Consider the following 17702-nt stretch of genomic DNA (forward strand, 5'->3'; position numbering starts at 1 on the left):
TTACCTCACCAGGCTCTTCAACTGTCGCGCCAGATCGTCGAAATCGACACCACCACTGGCGGCATAGACGGGCACATCTGCGAAAGCCACCAGATAAACATCCTCGTCGGGGGTCAACTGATTGCCGAGAAAACTGCCATCGGCATATTGCATGAAAGGCCCGGGCGATTTCATGATCGCGCCCAACAACGCCCGCTGCTCATGTAGATCGACTCGTTCGAGCCGGGTTGCCGCATTGCTGTGCCGATCCCAGTTCAATACCAGGAATCCATCGAGTGGGGCCTGCATCCGGATACGACCCGGCCCGTAAAGTTGATCGATCATCACGTCGTACTTCTGCTCCAGTTCCCAGAGCTGATCCGCGGGCAGCTCAAGCAATGCAGCGCGTTCTAATTCCGGGATCAAGGGGTGCAGACGCTGGTTGTTGACGATGGTGCCGGGATTGATTCGCGGAAGCTTGGGCACCCCCGCGGCCTGTACGCCGCCGGGTTGGCGGGAGACGAACAATCGGTCGTTGCTCAGAAACCGGGTGGCGTCATCTTCGAGCAGGCGCAGCATCAGCGTCGACTTGCCACCGCCGGAGAAACCGGCAAGGCCCCACGCGCTGCCGTTGCGAACCACGCCCGCCGCATGACAGATCAACCAGTCGCGCACCTGCAACCAGTTCATGTATTGCGTGATGATGAAGTTGATCACCTGATTGTCGTTGTCCAGGCACGGGCCGGCAGCAATACGCCGCGATTCACTTTGCAGAAACACCATACCAGTGCGCACCTTGCGCACCAGGCGACCACCGGCAAAATCGTGGCAACTGTCTTTGCGCCCCGTTTTCCCCGGCTCGCGTCGCCAGTCAACGAACTCGACATCGAGTTGTGGAGCATCACGCTCGACGGCTATCACATCGATATCGTGGCCGTCGTCGGTTGTCACGACGAAACCGAAATAGCGGCGCAGCCGTTCGATCAGTTCGTCGGCGTTGCTGCGCACACGTATGCGACAGTCACCGAGCAGCAGGCACAACGCCTGCTCCTTCAGCACGGCGTTGCCGACAAGCCGGGTAGCGAAGTCTTCACAGACAGTGCAACTGTTCATACGCCCCTCAACCGCTCAACAACATATTCCACGTAGCTCGCTGCGGCATCCACGCCGGCGCCCTCCAGCGCACCGCGAAACCCGCCGAAAGCCGACACCTCGAACACGATCGGACCGTCAGCCGTCTCGGCGACGTCGACCGTCGTATAGTCCATACCGAACGGCGCCTGGGCGCGAGTCGCGAGATCGATGATCTCTTGCGACGGCGAATAGGCAGCGTAGCGTCCGCCGCTGTGGATCGTGGTGTTCCAGGCATCGCCTTCAGATACCCGCGCATAGGTGCACAGATACTCGCCACCGAGAAACACCACGCCCAGATCGCGCCCCGAAAGGTCGACTTTCCGTTGTATGTACATCATTGGATTGTCGGCATGAAAATCTTCGATAGCCGTCCGCGCGCGCTGTTCCGGTTCATCGGCATCCAGCACCACCATACCGCGCGCCTTGGTCGAGAACAGCGGCTTGAACACGGCCTGGCCGAAACCACGAACCGCACCCAATGCACCGTCGACGTCTTCGGTGACCAGGGTATCCGGCATCGGAATGGCGGCACCGCGCAGGGTCACCGTGCAGCTCAGGCGATCGATCAGACGCAACATGTTCTCGGCACCGCTGAACACGCGCACGCCGGCGTGTTCGGCAACGCGCAGCATCTCCAGTCGATCGAGGGTGTTCGGGCTGTATACGGCGCTGATCTTCTTGACGATCAAACCATCCAGATCGCCCAGATCGTGTTCGCCGAAACGCAGCCGCCCAGCGCCCAGATCGAGTTGCACGCGCCCCATATCGATCACCAGGCGGAAACCTGTGCGTTGCTCGACGGCATCGGCCAAGGCCTCGGTCGACCAGGCACCGGGTATGCCGATTACTCCAATGCGCAGATCAGCCAACAAAGACCTCCTTCACCGGGGTACGAAAACGGGCTGCCTTGTGCGGCGGCGTAGCCAGCACCCGTTCAAGCAGGTATCGCGCACGCAGAAACATGCCCTGTGCCAAGGACTCATCGAGGATGAACCGCGTAGACGTGGCGAACGAGCGCGCCAGTCCAAGCGCCAGTCGCAGATCGAAGGTTTCGTCACCCCGTTGTTTCGCATATCGCCTTGCCATGCCGTAGAAATCCCTCGCCGACATCAGGATACGATCGCGCAGCGGCGCATCGAGAACCTGTAAGCGGTAGTTGGACACCATGAACACCGAGACATCCTGCACGTAGTCCATGTAGCGCGAGCGGTGCAGATCGATGAAGTTGATACGTTTCTCGATGGGATCATAGATGATGTTGTCGACGTTGAAATCGCCATGGATGTAGACCGAGAAAGGCGCGGCGAATGCCACCTCGTAATCGTTTGCCTGCCTGACCAGCGAATCGAAGCCCGGCACTTCCAGCCCGCATATCCGGCTGTTGTCCTCGCGAAACTCGGGATGGATGCGATAGACATCGTCCAGTCGACACTCCAGTTGATGCATGAAACCCGCCGACACCGGCTGCTCGGTGTGCGTCTCACGCCATACGGAATTGAGTGTCTTGCCGAGCCGTTTTAACGATTCGGCGAGCAGCTTCGGGGATTCGTGCAACAGGATCTGCTCGATGGTCAGCCCCGGCAGGTGTTCAATCAGCAACGCAGCCGACTGGCCGCGTTTTTTATAGGACAGTATCTTCGGCGCCAACCCGGGGTAGATCTCGTGCCAGCTCTCCACGCCTGCGCGTTCCTCCTTGAGCTTGCCTTTATGACCGTCCTTGAAGATGCCGACGTACCCGTCCGACTTGCGGTGCGAAGACGCAATACCTGCGATAGCACTTCCCGAACGGGTCTGGGCGATAGTTTTAATCTGCACTTCGCTGATGTCCTCAGCGACATCCAGTTTCTCTACCGTCGCTTGCATCGAACGAAAACGCTCCAGGTTCACCGGCTGACCGAGGTTGACCGACAAAACCGCCTCACCCATCTCCAACAACGCATCGCCCATCTGTTCGATACAGTGTGCAGCCAGCAAGCCATGCGTCAGATCTTCGGTATTGCCCTTGCGCTTGAGACCGGCGATGTGACGCTTCATCAGCTTCGCGTAGTCCCGATCCAGCTTGCTCTCCAACTCACCGATCTTCAGCGCCCGTCGCGTATCGTTTTCCACAATGGCCGGTTCGATCCATTCCATGCCCTGGCGCACGCGCTGCAGCATCGACACATACGCCTTGGGCGCTATCCGGTTCAAACCTTCGACATCGCGCAGCTGACGGATACAGTCGCGACACAAAGCCGCAATCTGGTCGAGCTTGGTTGCGATGAACTCGATGCTGCGCAGCGCCAGCGGATCTGAATCGTTCGGTTTCTGCGATGCCAGCTGGTCTGCACAGCTGCTCTGGATGCGCATCTTGAGATTGTAGGCGTACCCCCCGCGATCCAGGACGCGTTTACCGACCGCGGCCGAGGGCTCAAGCAGGTAGTTCTGCAGATAACCCACCTGCGAATCGACCTCGACACAGAGAAAGCGAAGATTCTCTCTAATGCTCGCTGGTAATCGCATCGTCTTCGAATGCACCGAGATACAAGGTGTGGTTGCCGTCAAACGCAGTCTGTCGACGAATGCCGTCGGCAAGAAATGCCGGTAACAGGCTCAGACCATCGACTTCATCCAGCGGCACCCAGACGACATCCACTTGGTATTTGTCCGGACGCTCACCGTTGCGTGCTTGGTAGCCGTCCGGAACTTCGCAACGAAACAGAAACTCAACAACGTGACGGCGAGTTGGAGGCTGGGTATTCCTGAGCTTGAAGAAATCCGCCACCTGTACCATCGCGCCCACCGCAACTGCGGTCCCGATCTCTTCGATGCACTCGCGGTTGAGCGCCTGGGTCAGGGATTCGCCCAGTTCCTGCGCACCACCGGGCAAGGCGAATCGTTCACCACGACCGCCGCCTGTCTTGCGCAATGCCAGCAAGTGCGAATCGCGCACGATCAAGGCGCGGACGGCATTCCTGATTCCGGGCAGCGTCTCAATCACGAGCGGGCATTTCGTCGATGGATGTTGCTGGTCGCTTCCATACATCTATTGTGACTGCTCAATGTGTGAATGTCTTTACCGCAACAACATGTAGTCCGTCGGTTCGATCACGATGCGTTGAGTACAGAGCGCGTGAACACAATGGCCCGAACTCGATGCAAAGGCCATCTGCACAGTGCGCATGGCGAACACCCCCCGGTGGTAGTTTCCGAGGGCGCACACGGCCGGGCGGGATGCACACAATCGACCGGGAACAACGTCGGCGCTTCGATCACGATCTTCGGCGGGCACATACACCCGATGGGATTGCAATCCCACAGGAGGCCGCATCATGCGATGTGCCCGGCTTTTCGACGTATCCGCCCGCTCGACAATCCACCTATGCGGACATCCGGCCAGCGGTGTCCCTTCTGCGAGAACACGCCTGCAGTAGTCCCGCGCCCGAATGCCGCCGGGCGCGTGGCCGTCACGCCGGCAACTAGCAGCGCCAGCCCCGCTCGGGAGGCTGCTCCGAGCGACAAAAGCAATGCCAACGTCACACGCCGCGAAACCCAGTCTTAACGTTGCGTCAGCTGGGGTCGTTCGACGCACCGAGCCGGTATGTCCGACAGGGTTTTTTCGTATTGAGTGCCCCCACCTTTGTCCTGAACCGAACGCCGCCATGCATGCCTAAAGACGGTGCTAGGCTGAACGCTAAACGCTTATGAGAGCGCATTTTTCCGGGATTGCCCTGCCCTTGGCGACGACGATCCGACCCGGCATTCACTACCGTTGAAACGCATACAGGCCGGATACCGTGAATAGGCGTTTGAGCCAAGGCCCAACAATGCGTTTGAAGCGTCGGCCGGAAGGATGCCGCCGCCACCTTCCGCCTTCGTATACCCAACAGTTGGCACAATGGAAAACTGATGGTCGACGTCATGATTGAGGTGAGAAATGCATCGAGGGCTGAAGCCGGTTGTTCAACATTGAACGACCCGGCTGACAACAGAGACGCACAAGCGCCCCTTTCGAGTCATTGCAACCGCTGCAACAAAGCTGCCGGTTTGACGAACAGGGACGCCCATGACGCCCGATTCACTTTTCTGACGACTCTCTTCGTATTTGCGTTGAGCATCCTGCAGCCATGCGCAGCCGAAAAATTCGGCATCGTCGGCAAGAGCTCCAGCGACCCCAATTTCGTTGTGACCTTCCAGGGCTGCGACGACGTCGCGAGGCGCAACGGTGACGAATGCGAACTCATCCAAAACCCCGGCCCGGCCAACGTCCACCTGCAGGCCGAGGCGCTTCGAGAGGCGCTGCAGTCGGGACGATTCGATGCCCTGGCCGTGTCGGTGACTTCATCAAGAGAGATCGAACAGGTTCTTGAATCAGCAACGATCCCGGTCATTACCTTCGACTCGCCACTCAAAACCTCAAAAGACGGCAAGCATCGCATCTACGTCGGCATCGACAACTTCGAGTTCGGTCGAAGCCTGGCAAAGATGGCAAAACGGCATGTCCCCCGCGGCGGGCGAATCTGTTTGATGACGGCCGCACACGACCCCAACCTCGAACAGCGGGTTGCCGGCATCCGACGTGAGTTGAGCAACGACCCGGCTTACCCGACCGGCACCCCCCTCGATGGACAGGGCGGATGGACCGAGGATCCACGCTGCCCATGGAATACCGGTGACCAGATCGATCGCGCCTTGCTGCAAACGCGGATCACGCTGTCCACCATGGATGTCGACGTCCTGCTGTCGGTAGGACATTGGCCGGTGGTGGAGGCGCTACGCTACCGCCAAGCGATACAGGCTTTCGAAGACCGCTTGATCCGTGGCGACACCTACGTCATCGTCGGCGTAGGCAACATCGACCCTGAAATGCAGCGCCTGCTCGACGACCGCCTGGTGCATGGCTATGTCGGGATTGACTTCCGCGCCATGGGACAAAGCAGCTACCAAGCAATGCGCGACTCACTCGATGGTGTCACGCTGCCCTGGATCATCTCAACGACGACCACATCCGTCGCAGCGAATCGATGATGGGCAAGCCCTCGCTGCGCAAAGCCCTGTTGGTTGCCGCGCTACTGGGCCTGTTCATTCCCGCGACGCTTTTCACGCTGTACGAATCGTATGTTCAGTTCGATCAGGAGACCGAACGACACGTGCGGGCACGCATGGCGCAGTATTCCGAGATCCTGAAATCGGGCATCGCACTGGCCATCTGGACCGCTGACTATCCTTATGCCAACGAGCTGGCCGCCGCCGTATTGAACGACCCGGATGTTGCAGAAGTCATCGTCGAAGACGAGTTCGACGAAATTATCGTCGCGCTCGGCGAGGATATCGAACAGAGCGGTTCACAGACCAGCGCACAATTCGATATCACATTCGATGGGCGTCGCCTCGGGTCGCTTCGTCTGGGAATCACCTCGACCAACATCCAGCAGGCACTGCGCAATAAGCTGCTGGTGCAAGGCCTGCTTCTGCTGTGCCAACTGCTGCTATCTGCGATCCTGATCTTTCTGCTCATCGAGCGACGCATCGTTCAACCGTTGCTGACTTTGCAAAGATCGGCCGAGCGGGTTGCCAAGGGAGACATGTCACGCTCACTCAAATCGACCCGGCGCGATGAGATAGGCGTGCTTTACGATGCCTTCAACACGATGCGTGAGAACCTAAGCGGCCTGTTATCGGCCAAAGAACGTTCAGCAAAGGAACTACGCAAGAGTGAAGAACGCTTCCGCATTATTTCGTCGATTGCAAACGATCTGATTTTTACCGGACAGCAACTCGACAACGGCGAGACCCGCCTCGACTGGATGGCAGGAGACGCGCCCGGCATTTTTGGTTGCGGGGTCGACCAGGTGGTCGCCGAGGGTGGTTTCTTGCCTTTCGTCTGCACCGAGCAACGCATCGAGTTCCTTTCAGCCATGGAAAAACTGAAACCGGACCATCCGGTTGAACTGCAGTTGGGTATAGACACAATCGACGGACGACGGCGTACCGTCCATTTTCGGGCAGAGTTGATCGGCACCTCCAGCGCGCGCAAGCGACCGACCCTGTATGGCGTCGTCCGCGACATCACCGAGCAGATCGCCTCCGAAAAAGCGTTGCGCCTGGCCGACGCAGTCTACCGCAACAGCGGCCAGGCGATTGCGATTGTCGACGAACGTCTGCGGATCATTGCGGTGAACCCGGCCTTCACCGCGATCACCGGCTATGCATTCGACGACGTCCGTCATCGGCCTCCCGGGATATTGTTCTCGAATCAACGCGGCCGTGAGCTGCTGCTCGCGATCAATGAAGCCATCGCACAAACCGGGCGCTGGGAGGGAGAAACCTGGCATCAGCGCAAGGATGGCGAAGAATACGCCGCTTGGCTGTCGGTTGACGTGGTTCGCGATGAAGACGGTGAAACATCGCCACTACGTAGCGATGTTTCACGACATCACCGAAAAGAAACGCGCAGACGCCCTTATCTGGGAGCAAGCCAACTACGATCAACTCACCCGACTCCCCAATCGCCGACTGTTCGCCGACCGTCTCGCGCAGGACATCAATCGTTGCCGACGCGACAACTCCTTGCTCGCCGTGCTGTTCATCGACCTCGACCGGTTCAAAGAAGTCAATGACTGTCTCGGGCATGACCTGGGCGACGAGCTGCTGCTGGAGGCGGCGAAACGTCTGCAGCGCTGCCTGCGCACCGATGACACCGTTGCCCGCATAGGCGGCGACGAGTTCACGGTGACGCTTCCCGGGCTCGCCAAGACGCTGGATATCGAGCCGGTCATTACGGCGATTCTCAGAACCCTGGCCGAACCGTACCGGCTCGGTGACGAAGACGCCTTTGTCTCGGCCAGCATTGGGGTCGCCTGCTTCCCTGACGATGCCGATAGCGTCACCGATCTGCTCAAAGGCGCCGACCAGGCCATGTACAATGCGAAACGTTCGGGGCGAAACCGTTTCTGTTACTACACGGCCGCCATGGAAAAGGCGTCGCAAGTGCGCATGCACCTGATTTCTGCCCTGCACCAGGCAATCGACGAAAAGCAGTTCATCATCTACTACCAACCGATCGTCGATCTCGAGACGGGCAGGATCATCAAGGCAGAGGCACTGCTACGCTGGCGTCACCCGGAACACGGCATGATCAGTCCCGGTGCTTTCATTCCCCTGGCCGAAGAGACAGGCACTATCAACGATATCGGCGACTGGGTGTTTCGCGAAGCGGTGCGCAACGCAGCCGTCTTGCAGCCACTGATCTGTCCCGATTTTCAGATCAGCATCAACATCTCACCCGTGCAGCTCCGCCACCCGGATAGGCTATGCGCCGGTTGGATCGATTTCTTGCGCGAGCAAGCGCCGTGTCCGTCCGTCGTTATCGAAATCACCGAAGGCGTGTTGCTGCAAGGCGACGACATTGTCGACGACCAGCTACGCCTGCTACGCGACGCCGGCGTTCAGTGTGCTGTCGACGATTTCGGCACCGGTTACTCGTCGCTCTCGTACCTCAAGAAGTTCTCGATAGACTACGTGAAGATCGATCAGAGCTTCACCCGCAACCTCGGCCCCGAGAACGATAGCCTGGCATTGTGCGAGGCTATCGTAGTGATGGCCCACAAACTGGGGCTACGGGTGATCGCCGAGGGTATCGAAACGGCCGAGCAACGCAGGCTGCTTCTCGCGATTGGATGCGATTTCGGCCAGGGTTATCTCTATGGCAAACCCATGCCGATCGATGAATTCGAAAAACTCGTGGGCAATCGGGAGGCGACGACCGAAACAGTCGCCCTGATCCACCGCCGCGAACCCTTGCATTGATCAAGCTGAAGAGACTGTTGCAGCCAGTGCGATTCGGTACCGGTCACGGCGCGCGATAGCACGGCATCCAGGCAAAGCCGGACTGGTCTCCGTCGTGCGCATTACACCGCGCCGACGGCCGTGGTTGTTTGGCATGCTGCACACAGTGCGGCTCGCTTGCTTCAGTCGATAGCGATACGAAGCACGTGCTATCGACTGCTAGGCCCCGCTGCCGAATGATCACCGGCCTCGGCAGACAGCGGCCCGACATCCGCCGGGAACGATGCCTTCACGCAAACCCCGACCAGCGGATCAGAACTGATCTCCAGCCGCCCTTCGTGCGCATCGATAATGCGCTTGACGATCGCCAACCCCAGGCCTGTACCCTGAGCACGGGTCGTGAAGAAAGGCTCGGTCAATCGGTCGAGATCGCGCTCGGCGATTTGCCCAGGATTGCGCACCTCCAGCGCGATCCAACCGGGTTCGGGTTCGGCGCACAGCGTCACCGCAACGGACTGGTCATCTGACGTGGCCTGAAAGGCATTGCTCACCAGGTTGGTGAGTACCTGGATGAACTTGTCACGATCGACGAGCGCGACAGTCGCGTCGGCCTGGCAGCGATAATCGATGGTCCGGCGGCCGGATTCCGCCAGCTCCGACAGTGGCAGAAGGGCCTCTGTAATCAGCGCATCCAGATCCAGCGAATGGCGATGCAGCGATTGCGGTTTGGCGAACGCGAGAATCTCACTGAGCAGCACCTGCAGGCGCCGACTCTCCTGCGATGCCAAGCCCACGCGCTTGACAGCACCGGCCGGCAAATCGCCTTGCTGCAGATAATCGAGCGCCATGTCGATGGTCGATAACGGCGAACGCACCTCGTGCGTGATCATGGAAGCGAACTCGCCGATGGCTGCCAGCCGTTCCCGCTCAACGAGTTGTGACTGCGTCTCTTTCAGTTGGCGCGTGCGCTCGTCGACCAGTTCCTCGAGCCTGCTGTTGAACGCCTCGAGCTTTTTGAAGGCGAAGAAGCGCTCGATGGCGGCCGCGGCACGCTCGGCAAACAGGCTGGTGATCTGCACGTGGTTCTGCGAAAACTGTCGCGGCTGCGCATGGAACGAACAGATGGTGCCAATGGTCCGGCCATCCGAGGTACGCAGCGGAACGCCGACGTAGGCGCGATAACCCTCGGGCAGGGTGCCGTGTTGCGGAGCAGTGGCCGTATCGGCAACGCACAGCGATTGCCCCCTGTCGATGACCTGTGCCGTAACAGTGCCATGCAGGGCATAGGTCTTTTCGGCCGCAGCGCCGATGTCTTTCGAGCTTGCGAGGATACGGTCGAACCCGGGATTCTCTGCCAGCGTCACCACCGACCAATCGATGCCCAGCAAGCGGCTGACCGACTCGGCTATCCGCGCCAGATATTCGTCGAGTTCACCGGTTTGATATTCCAACGCGCTGAGCGCCTGCAGCGCAGCGGCCGTGTCGATGGATGGTTCTTCAGATGGGTCGCATGTGCTCATCTGTGGTTACCGACGTCACGTCGGCCCCTTGGCGGCAATGTGTAGGTTCTTACCACCTTTGCCGCGAGCAATGCAATGCGCTCGGCAGAACGCCGAGAACATCAACTGGCTTGAACGGTATTCAATCAAGCCGTGCTGAAAAAGCGGCGGTGCCGGCGAATTTCGCCATGCACCGCGCTGATAGATCCACCCGGCGCGATGCCGCGCGGATCATTGCCGTTGATTAGCGACGATCGCCGCGCGGCTTGGCTTCGTTCACCTTGAGGTTACGACCGCCCATAGGGGTCTCATTGAGACCTTTGATCGCTGCGTCGCCGGAGGAGTTGTCAGCCATTTCGACAAAGGCAAAGCCCTTCGAGCGGCCGGTATCGCGATCGGTGATCACGTTGACACGGTTGACATCACCAAAGGCGGCAAAAGCCGTACGCAGTTCGTCTTCGGTAGCGCTGTACGGCAGGTTGCCGACGTAAATATTCATCATCATTCATTCCTAATCTGTGTGTTGAAAGAGAGACACCACCGTTGAGCCAACACACAAGACGCGGTGGTGATTTGCCATTGCTGGCGAATTCATTGAACGTATCAAGCCTGCCCGACTACCGCAGGACGACCGCCACGCGAGCGCCGCTTGCGACGCGACGACGGGGCGCTGCCGTTGTTGTTCTGCGGCCGCTTGCCGCCGGGTTTGCCGTGTTGTTGCCTGCCGCCACCCGACCGGCTTTTCTTAGTCGGCTCGGGTTGACGTGCCGGCGCCAAGGCCTTCGGCTCGAACACCGGCACCTGCAGCACCGGGATATCCTTTTTCAGCAGTCGCTGAATGTCTTTGAGCAGTTTCACCTCGTCGCTGCCGACCAGCGACAACGCTGCACCTTCTTCTCCCGCACGACCGGTACGACCGATGCGATGCACATAGTCTTCCGGCACGTTCGGCAGTTCGTAGTTCACGACGTGCGGCAGGCGATCGATATCCAGCCCGCGCGCGGCGATATCAGTGGCGACCAACACGCGCAGACTACCGTCTTTGAAACCGGTCAAGGCCTTGGTACGCGCACCCTGGCTCTTGTTGCCGTGGATAGCCGCGGCATCGATACCGGCGCGATTGAGCTGCTCGGCCAGGCGATTGGCGCCGTGCTTGGTCCGGGTGAACACGAGAACCTGGAACCATTGCCCGTCATCGATCAGGTGGATCAACAGGTCACGCTTGCCATCCTTGTCCACGCGATAGACATGCTGGGTCACCGACTCGGCAGCCGTATTGCGCCGCGCCACCTCGATCAACACCGGCTGATGCAGCAGGCTGTCGGCGAGTCGCTTGATGTCATTCGAGTAGGTGGCCGAGAACAGCAGGTTCTGGCGGCGCTTGGGCAACAGGGCCAACACCTTGCGTATGTCGTGGATAAAGCCCATGTCGAGCATGCGGTCGGCCTCGTCCAGCACCAGGATCTCGACCTCCGAAAGGTCTGCGGTGCCCTGCTGCACGTGGTCGAGCAATCGGCCAGGCGTAGCCACCAGGATATCGACACCGCGACGCAATGCGTCTTTCTGCGGTTGGATGCCGACACCGCCGAAGATAACGGTCGACTTCAACGGCAGATGTGCACCGTAAACGCTGACACTCTCGCCCACCTGGGCAGCGAGCTCGCGGGTCGGCGCAAGTACCAGCGCGCGCGGGCCTTTGCCGTTGGCCTTGGGATGACCGCGGCTACTCAGGCGCTGCAGCATCGGCAACGTGAAGGCGGCGGTCTTTCCGGTTCCCGTCTGGGCTCCGGCGAGTACATCGCGGCCTTCGAGAATGACTGGGATGCCTTGCGCCTGGATGGGCGTGGGGCAGGTATAACCCTGCGTCGCAACGGCGCGCAGGAGGCCGGTCGAAAGACCGAGGTTTTCAAATGACAAGGAAACGTTTCTCCAACTCAAACCCAACGTCATTCAGACGGTGCCGGCCCAAGGTAGAGTTATGTAAGTTCGGGAGGGTCTATCAGCGAGGGAGACGATCGCGAGGTCAGCACACCGACCGGATGGTGCGCGGAAAGCCGCATAGTATCCCAGGGTATTGGAATAAACAAATACTAAATGCCGTATCGACGCATTATCCGCGGAGAGTCCCGCTCGCTGCTCATGGCGGACATGCACCTACCTGCCAAGGTTCTCGAAAAAACCACCAAGAGCGCCGCATAGAAACCTGTCGAACTGGCGCGGCATCGACACCGCGCCACTGGCTATGCGACCTGCAGGCGACTGAGGCTGGCAAACGCCGACGGGTCACCCATGTCGGGATCGATCTCGAGCTCCAATACCCTCGTTGCCGGCAGATCGACCGCGTGATCTTCGACTTCGACAGGCGCGGTGCGCGGATTGAAGTTCCATTGCTGCCTGACGATCTCGCGACATGCCTCGCCCGGTTGCGCCGCATGCCGCAACACATACTGCTGCGTGCGCTCAACGCCCGCCTCGTCGAACCGCACTCTTATATGACGCACTCGCAGCGGCTCGAAGAAGATCAACCGGATCAACTGGGGACCGGGCGCGCCGGCCCGCCAACCTTCACCGCCCGCCCGGGCAAATGCCGCTTCGATCGGGTGATCGGGGTCTTCCGACGTCAATTCGACTTCGGCCAACGTGCTGAGATCGAGCCAGTCCTGTTCGACGCTGGACTCGGCGTCGGGCCTGGTTTGCGATGGATGGGAAATTTTCCGCTTTTGCATGTAACACCCCCATGCGCCCAGATTACCGCTCGGCGCGGCTTCGGCATAGCCGCCGGGATTCGACCGGCTTCCGGCTTGGCGCTTACTTTCAGTTTGGCATCGGCCGCCGCTACCAGCACCAATGCGCATGCGGCAGTATAATTGTCGCAATTGCGCCCAAGGCAGCGACTACGACGTTTCGGCGCCGCCATTCACTACATGAGAAGCGCCCATGCGCTTGCCCGGTAACAAAACCAAGCTGGTGTGCATCATCGGTCCGACGTCGGACAGAGCCGACATCCCGACGAAGATGCTGATCGCCGGCATGAACGTCGCGCGGCTCAGCTTTTTGCACGGCGACTTCGACTCGCATGCACGCACGATCGAACGCCTGCGTGACGCCGAAAAACAAACCACGTGCCGCCTCCCCACCTGCGTCGATCTCCCGGGCCCGAAGATCCGCATCGGCACTGAAGGAGAACAACAACATGAATGCTGAATCCCTGGGTGCGGATGGCACTGGCGCCGACACGCCGACATCGACGACGACGGCTCTGCCGAACTTTTTCATCCTTGGCACGGCGAAAGCCGGGACCACTGCCCTGGCTGCATATCTGGCGCAGCATCCTCGGATATTCATGAGCCCAACCAAGGAACCACATTTCTTCACGCTGGAGGACGAGAACCCGACGTTCGTCAACGCCGGGGACGCCAAGCGTGCGGTTACCCGCTGGGACGACTACATCGAGCTGTTCCAGGGAAGGCGCAATGAAACAGCCATCGGCGAAGCATCAACCACCTACCTGCATTCCGCAAAAGCAGCTAACGGCCTGCACGCACGTTTTCCCGATGCACGGCTGATTGCCGTGCTGCGCCAGCCGATCGAGCGCGCCTATTCCGCCTTCGTGATGTACCGCCGAGACAACCGTGAGGCACACGATGACTTTCTACAGGCCATAGCGCATGAGCAGGAAGCCAAGCACTACCACGGCGAGAGCGGTGTCTACCTGGCTCGCAGCTTCTACTTCGAACCGCTCAAACAGTACATCGAGCTGTTTGGCCGGGAAAACATCCAGGTACACCTGTACGAAGATTTTCGGCGGCAACCGCAGCAGATGCTCGACAAGCTGTGCAGCCATATCGGCGTCGATACCTTCCGACCCGATATGTCGACATCCCACAACGTCGGCGGGCTGCATAGATCCGGCACGGTGAAACAACTGCTGACCCGTCCCAACCCATTGCGTTTTCTCGCCCGAACACTGCTTCCCGAATCCGTCAGGATAAAAGGGCGCGAGCGCATCAAAAGACTTTCACTGAGGAATGCCCCAACGTTGGACGCGGAGATCTGGACACACCTCCTGGATGAGTACCGTGAGGACATCCTGCGCCTGCAGGATTTGATCGACCGAGACCTGGGGCACTGGCTAAGGCCAGAACCTTGAACACGCCGGCACTTGGCAATGCAAAAAACACGAAAAAAGAATACTGCCAAAAGCTCCGAGAAGGCCGCGGCCACAACCTTATTGCAGGAAAGAGGATTCGGCATTCTCCCGCTGCGACCGCCGTACCAACACGTCCTGGGCGACTACTTCGTCAAGAAGAACGGCAAATATCCCAGGTCGGTTGTGCATCTCGTGCGCACCTTTCTCAAACGCTCGAAAGGCGATGCTGATCGTGCAAATGACAGCGATACCAATGTTGCCGTTCTGACCGGTGAGAAATACAACCTGATCATCATCGACGTGGATTATCCGCAAGGCGGTAAGGCGTCAATGCGACTGCTCGATCTACCGGAGACACTCACGGCACAGACGGGCAACGGCATTCACCTTTACTATCGCCATCCCGGTGGCAAGGTGCCGACCGCAGCAGGACAGCTGGCGCCCGGTATCGATGTGAAGGGAGAATACAGCTTCGCAACCGCTCCCCCCTCCGTGCACTATTCAGGGTGCCGCTATCGATGGGTCAATCGTGACGCAGAGATTGCCGATCTGCCACCAACAACCGTCGAGGCGCTACGCGCACTGCCGAACCGTAGCCTGCCGCGCAACATCTTTCATATATTGGCAGTCGCCAACATTTTGATGCCGCTCAGTGCGATGTTGGGCCTGTTGTTACAGCGCAGACGCCACTAGTCAGCCTGGCGATGCTCGGAGCGAGCATCGCCAGCGATGTCGAGACGCCGCGATTGCAAGCATTATCAACAGGCAGTGTGTGGTTGTCCCCAGGATGCACAAGTCCGCATAGCTTTTCATGCGGCTGCCGCGCTACCCGACGCCAACAACTGACATCGATAAGCAGACGGCGCGTTCGGCCTGGATGCCGAACATGAAGGTTCACCCGAACGCATCTCGACACCCATCGCGAGCTTCATAGATGGTTTCAATGCGTAACTGCGAAACGCATCTATTCGTGACCGATTTCGGCGTCTGGCGCCTACACCTGCCCGCGCTTCTTCCGCTGCGACACGATCACTAACAACCCTCTTAAAGCCGCGTGACCGCACGCGATGACGCCGCGGCCTTAGCGTGCAGGCAATCTGATAAGACTATGAATTGCCGGGCGTTTCAACGGTTCTCCAAGTGCCTCCGGCAAACCTTTGCACCGCGCACGAATGAGTGATGGGTCGCCCCCTCCCACACCCCGGCCGCCGCCCACCGTCAGCCACTCATAGACCGCATTCTATGAATTTCCGCAGGAGGATTTATTGGAAGCCCTGCGGAGCCGCTCCCTAAGCTTCACGCCACATCGAGGCAAACCTCACCGAACCGCTGACACAGCAAGAACAGGAGTTAAACATGGCCCTGAAATCCTACGATGCAGGCGTTAAAGAATACCGCGACATGTACTGGACCCCGGACTACGTGCCGCTCGATACCGATCTGCTCGCATGCTTCAAGTGCACCGGTCAGCCGGGCGTTCCGCGTGAGGAAGTCGCGGCCGCGGTTGCCGCTGAATCATCGACCGGCACCTGGTCGACCGTGTGGTCCGAGCTGCTGACCGACCTGGAATACTACAAAGGTCGCGCCTACCGCATCGAAGACGTGCCGGGTGACAACGAATCTTTCTACGCCTTCATCGCCTACCCGATCGACCTGTTCGAAGAAGGTTCGGTGGTCAACGTCCTGACCTCGCTGGTCGGCAACGTGTTCGGCTTCAAGGCGCTGCGCCACCTGCGTCTGGAAGACATCCGTTTCCCGATCGCCTACATCAAGACCTGCGGCGGACCGCCGGCCGGTATCTCACTCGAGCGCGACCGCCTGTCGAAGTACGGCCGTCCGATGCTGGGTGCGACGATCAAGCCGAAGCTCGGTCTGTCGGCGAAGAACTACGGTCGTGCCGTCTATGAATGTCTGCGCGGCGGCCTGGACATGACCAAGGACGACGAGAACGTCAACTCGCAGCCGTTCATGCGCTGGCGCGATCGCTTCGAGTTCGTTGGTGAGGCCATCCAGAAGGCCGAACAGGAAACCGGCGAGCGCAAGGGTCACTACCTGAACGTGACCGCGCCCGATCCCGAGCAGATGTACGAGCGTGCCGAGTTCGCCAAAGAGGTTGGCTCGCCGATCATCATGCACGACTTCCTGACCGGCGGTTTCACCGCGAACACCGGTCTGGCCAACTGGTGCCGCAAGAACGGCATGTTGCTGCACATCCACCGCGCCATGCACGCCGTTATCGACCGTCACCCGAAACACGGCATCCACTTCCGCGTACTGGCCAAGTGTCTGCGTCTGTCCGGCGGCGACCACCTGCACACCGGCACCGTCGTGGGCAAGCTGGAAGGCGACCGTCAGTCGACGCTGGGCTTCGTCGACCAGCTGCGTGAATCGTTCGTACCGGAAGACCGCTCGCGCGGTGTGTTCTTCGACCAGGACTGGGGCTCGCTGCCCGGCGTCATGGCCGTCGCCTCCGGCGGTATCCACGTATGGCACATGCCGGCACTGGTCACGATCTTCGGCGACGACTCGATGCTGCAGTTCGGTGGCGGCACCCAGGGTCACCCGTGGGGCAACGCAGCAGGTGCGGCAGCCAACCGAGTGGCACTCGAAGCCTCGGTCAAGGCGCGTAACGAAGGCCGCGAGATCGAGAAAGAGGCACGCGACATCCTGACCGAAGCCGCGCGTCACAGCCCCGAGCTGGCGATCGCGATGGAGACCTGGAAAGAGATCAAGTTCGAGTTCGACACCGTGGACAAGCTGGACGTCGGCTGAGCCGCGCCAAGCAACAACCACAGCAACCGGAATTATCAGGAGACTAAACCATGTCCATGAGCAACGAAGTCGGTGATTTTCAAACCGCGCAGACGCTGGAAACCTTTGGCTTTCTGCCGAAGCTGACCCAGGAAGAAGTGTACGACCAGATCGCCTACATGATCGCCCAGGGTCTGACCCCGGCCATCGAACACGAGCATCCGTCGAACTCGCGTGACCACTACTGGACCATGTGGAAGCTGCCGATGTTCGGCGAACAGGATCTGAACGCGGTCGCTGCGGAGATCGAAGCCTGCCGCCGCACCTATCCCGACCACCACGTCCGCCTGATCGGCTACGACAACTACACCCAGAGCCAAGGCGTGTGCTTTGTCGTACACGAGGGGCGCGCCTGATCGCAA

16 protein-coding genes are annotated in these 17702 nt (G+C 59.7%); 8 read left to right on the forward strand and 8 right to left on the reverse strand.

The window, feature by feature from the left end:
• Genes B1781_RS19875 through B1781_RS19890 form a run of 4 tightly spaced genes read right to left on the reverse strand, consistent with a single transcriptional unit; the run spans position 1 to position 4093 of the window.
• Complete coding sequence (locus B1781_RS19875; protein ID WP_078121321.1) at positions 1-1092, reverse strand: HprK-related kinase B; 1092 nt, start codon at positions 1090-1092, stop codon at positions 1-3.
• Positions 1089-1982, reverse strand: a complete 894-nt coding sequence (locus B1781_RS19880; protein ID WP_078122155.1) for a GAK system ATP-grasp enzyme — start codon at positions 1980-1982, stop codon at positions 1089-1091. Before B1781_RS19880 ends, B1781_RS19875 begins: the two co-directional genes overlap by 4 nt.
• Positions 1975-3615: a phosphotransferase gene (locus B1781_RS19885; RefSeq protein WP_078121322.1), complete on the reverse strand. Its 1641-nt coding sequence runs from the start codon at positions 3613-3615 to the stop codon at positions 1975-1977. Before B1781_RS19885 ends, B1781_RS19880 begins: the two co-directional genes overlap by 8 nt.
• Positions 3593-4093, reverse strand: coding sequence for an NUDIX domain-containing protein (locus tag B1781_RS19890; protein ID WP_164513479.1), 501 nt, complete (start codon positions 4091-4093; stop codon positions 3593-3595). The genes B1781_RS19885 and B1781_RS19890 overlap by 23 nt, the downstream gene beginning before the upstream one ends.
• A gap of 1109 nt (positions 4094-5202) precedes the next feature.
• On the opposite strand from B1781_RS19890, the gene B1781_RS19895 reads away from it, so the two are divergent.
• Genes B1781_RS19895 through B1781_RS23345 form a run of 3 tightly spaced genes read left to right on the forward strand, consistent with a single transcriptional unit; the run spans position 5203 to position 8901 of the window.
• A complete protein-coding gene (locus tag B1781_RS19895; RefSeq protein ID WP_164513480.1) occupies positions 5203-6120 on the forward strand; it encodes a substrate-binding domain-containing protein in 918 nt (305 codons plus the stop codon).
• The gene (locus B1781_RS19900; protein ID WP_078121325.1) at positions 6117-7712 is read left to right on the forward strand and encodes a PAS domain S-box protein; all 1596 of its coding nucleotides are present in this window, start codon (positions 6117-6119) and stop codon (positions 7710-7712) included. The genes B1781_RS19895 and B1781_RS19900 overlap by 4 nt, the downstream gene beginning before the upstream one ends.
• The gene (locus tag B1781_RS23345; RefSeq protein WP_334224001.1) at positions 7609-8901 is read left to right on the forward strand and encodes a putative bifunctional diguanylate cyclase/phosphodiesterase; all 1293 of its coding nucleotides are present in this window, start codon (positions 7609-7611) and stop codon (positions 8899-8901) included. Before B1781_RS19900 ends, B1781_RS23345 begins: the two co-directional genes overlap by 104 nt.
• Before the next feature lie 188 nt (positions 8902-9089).
• Here B1781_RS23345 and B1781_RS19910 read toward each other — a convergent pair whose 3' ends face one another.
• The 4 genes from B1781_RS19910 to B1781_RS19925 form a co-directional block, all read right to left on the reverse strand.
• A complete protein-coding gene (locus B1781_RS19910; RefSeq protein ID WP_078121327.1) occupies positions 9090-10400 on the reverse strand; it encodes an ATP-binding protein in 1311 nt (436 codons plus the stop codon).
• A 223-nt stretch (positions 10401-10623) separates the two neighbouring features.
• The gene (locus tag B1781_RS19915) at positions 10624-10878 is read right to left on the reverse strand and encodes an RNA recognition motif domain-containing protein (RefSeq protein ID WP_078122156.1); all 255 of its coding nucleotides are present in this window, start codon (positions 10876-10878) and stop codon (positions 10624-10626) included.
• 104 nt (positions 10879-10982) lie between these two features.
• Positions 10983-12296 (reverse strand): DEAD/DEAH box helicase, encoded by a 1314-nt coding sequence (locus B1781_RS19920; protein WP_078121328.1) that lies wholly within the window; start codon positions 12294-12296, stop codon positions 10983-10985.
• Positions 12297-12619: 323 nt separating this feature from the next.
• A complete protein-coding gene (locus B1781_RS19925) occupies positions 12620-13105 on the reverse strand; it encodes a carbohydrate-binding protein (protein WP_334223800.1) in 486 nt (161 codons plus the stop codon).
• A 211-nt stretch (positions 13106-13316) separates the two neighbouring features.
• Here B1781_RS19925 and B1781_RS19930 point away from each other — a divergent pair, with 211 nt between their 5' ends.
• From B1781_RS19930 to B1781_RS19950, 5 genes are all read left to right on the forward strand, one after another.
• Entirely contained in the window at positions 13317-13583 is a 267-nt protein-coding gene (locus tag B1781_RS19930; protein WP_078122157.1) for a pyruvate kinase, read from the forward strand.
• Positions 13573-14529, forward strand: a complete 957-nt coding sequence (locus tag B1781_RS19935; protein WP_164513482.1) for a sulfotransferase family protein — start codon at positions 13573-13575, stop codon at positions 14527-14529. The genes B1781_RS19930 and B1781_RS19935 overlap by 11 nt, the downstream gene beginning before the upstream one ends.
• An 18-nt stretch (positions 14530-14547) precedes the next feature.
• Positions 14548-15222, forward strand: a complete 675-nt coding sequence (locus B1781_RS19940) for a bifunctional DNA primase/polymerase (protein WP_078121331.1) — start codon at positions 14548-14550, stop codon at positions 15220-15222.
• Positions 15223-15885: 663 nt separating this feature from the next.
• Positions 15886-17301 carry a form I ribulose bisphosphate carboxylase large subunit gene (locus tag B1781_RS19945; RefSeq protein WP_078121332.1) on the forward strand — a complete coding sequence of 472 codons (1416 nt, stop codon included), beginning with the start codon at positions 15886-15888 and terminating at the stop codon, positions 17299-17301.
• Positions 17302-17351: 50 nt separating this feature from the next.
• Positions 17352-17696: a ribulose bisphosphate carboxylase small subunit gene (locus B1781_RS19950; RefSeq protein WP_078121333.1), complete on the forward strand. Its 345-nt coding sequence runs from the start codon at positions 17352-17354 to the stop codon at positions 17694-17696.
• The last annotated feature ends 6 nt before the right edge of the window (positions 17697-17702 follow it).

Source organism: Thiosocius teredinicola (genome assembly GCF_002009425.1).
In the GTDB taxonomy this organism is placed as follows: domain Bacteria; phylum Pseudomonadota; class Gammaproteobacteria; order Chromatiales; family Chromatiaceae; genus Thiosocius; species Thiosocius teredinicola.

Bases quoted from the DNA above. Each gene is read 5' to 3' on its own strand.
- B1781_RS19885 (WP_078121322.1), bottom strand. From the start codon at position 3,615: ATGCGATTACCAGCGAGCATTAGAGAGAATCTTCGCTTTCTCTGTGTC.
- B1781_RS19930 (WP_078122157.1), top strand. From the start codon at position 13,317: ATGCGCTTGCCCGGTAACAAAACCAAGCTGGTGTGCATCATCGGTCCG.
- B1781_RS19935 (WP_164513482.1), top strand. From the start codon at position 13,573: ATGAATGCTGAATCCCTGGGTGCGGATGGCACTGGCGCCGACACGCCG.
- B1781_RS19940 (WP_078121331.1), top strand. From the start codon at position 14,548: ATGCAAAAAACACGAAAAAAGAATACTGCCAAAAGCTCCGAGAAGGCC.
- B1781_RS19915 (WP_078122156.1), bottom strand. From the start codon at position 10,878: ATGAATATTTACGTCGGCAACCTGCCGTACAGCGCTACCGAAGACGAA.
- B1781_RS19875 (WP_078121321.1), bottom strand. From the start codon at position 1,092: ATGAACAGTTGCACTGTCTGTGAAGACTTCGCTACCCGGCTTGTCGGC.
- B1781_RS19925 (WP_334223800.1), bottom strand. From the start codon at position 13,105: ATGCAAAAGCGGAAAATTTCCCATCCATCGCAAACCAGGCCCGACGCC.
- B1781_RS19900 (WP_078121325.1), top strand. From the start codon at position 6,117: ATGATGGGCAAGCCCTCGCTGCGCAAAGCCCTGTTGGTTGCCGCGCTA.
- B1781_RS19910 (WP_078121327.1), bottom strand. From the start codon at position 10,400: ATGAGCACATGCGACCCATCTGAAGAACCATCCATCGACACGGCCGCT.
- B1781_RS19950 (WP_078121333.1), top strand. From the start codon at position 17,352: ATGTCCATGAGCAACGAAGTCGGTGATTTTCAAACCGCGCAGACGCTG.
- B1781_RS19945 (WP_078121332.1), top strand. From the start codon at position 15,886: ATGGCCCTGAAATCCTACGATGCAGGCGTTAAAGAATACCGCGACATG.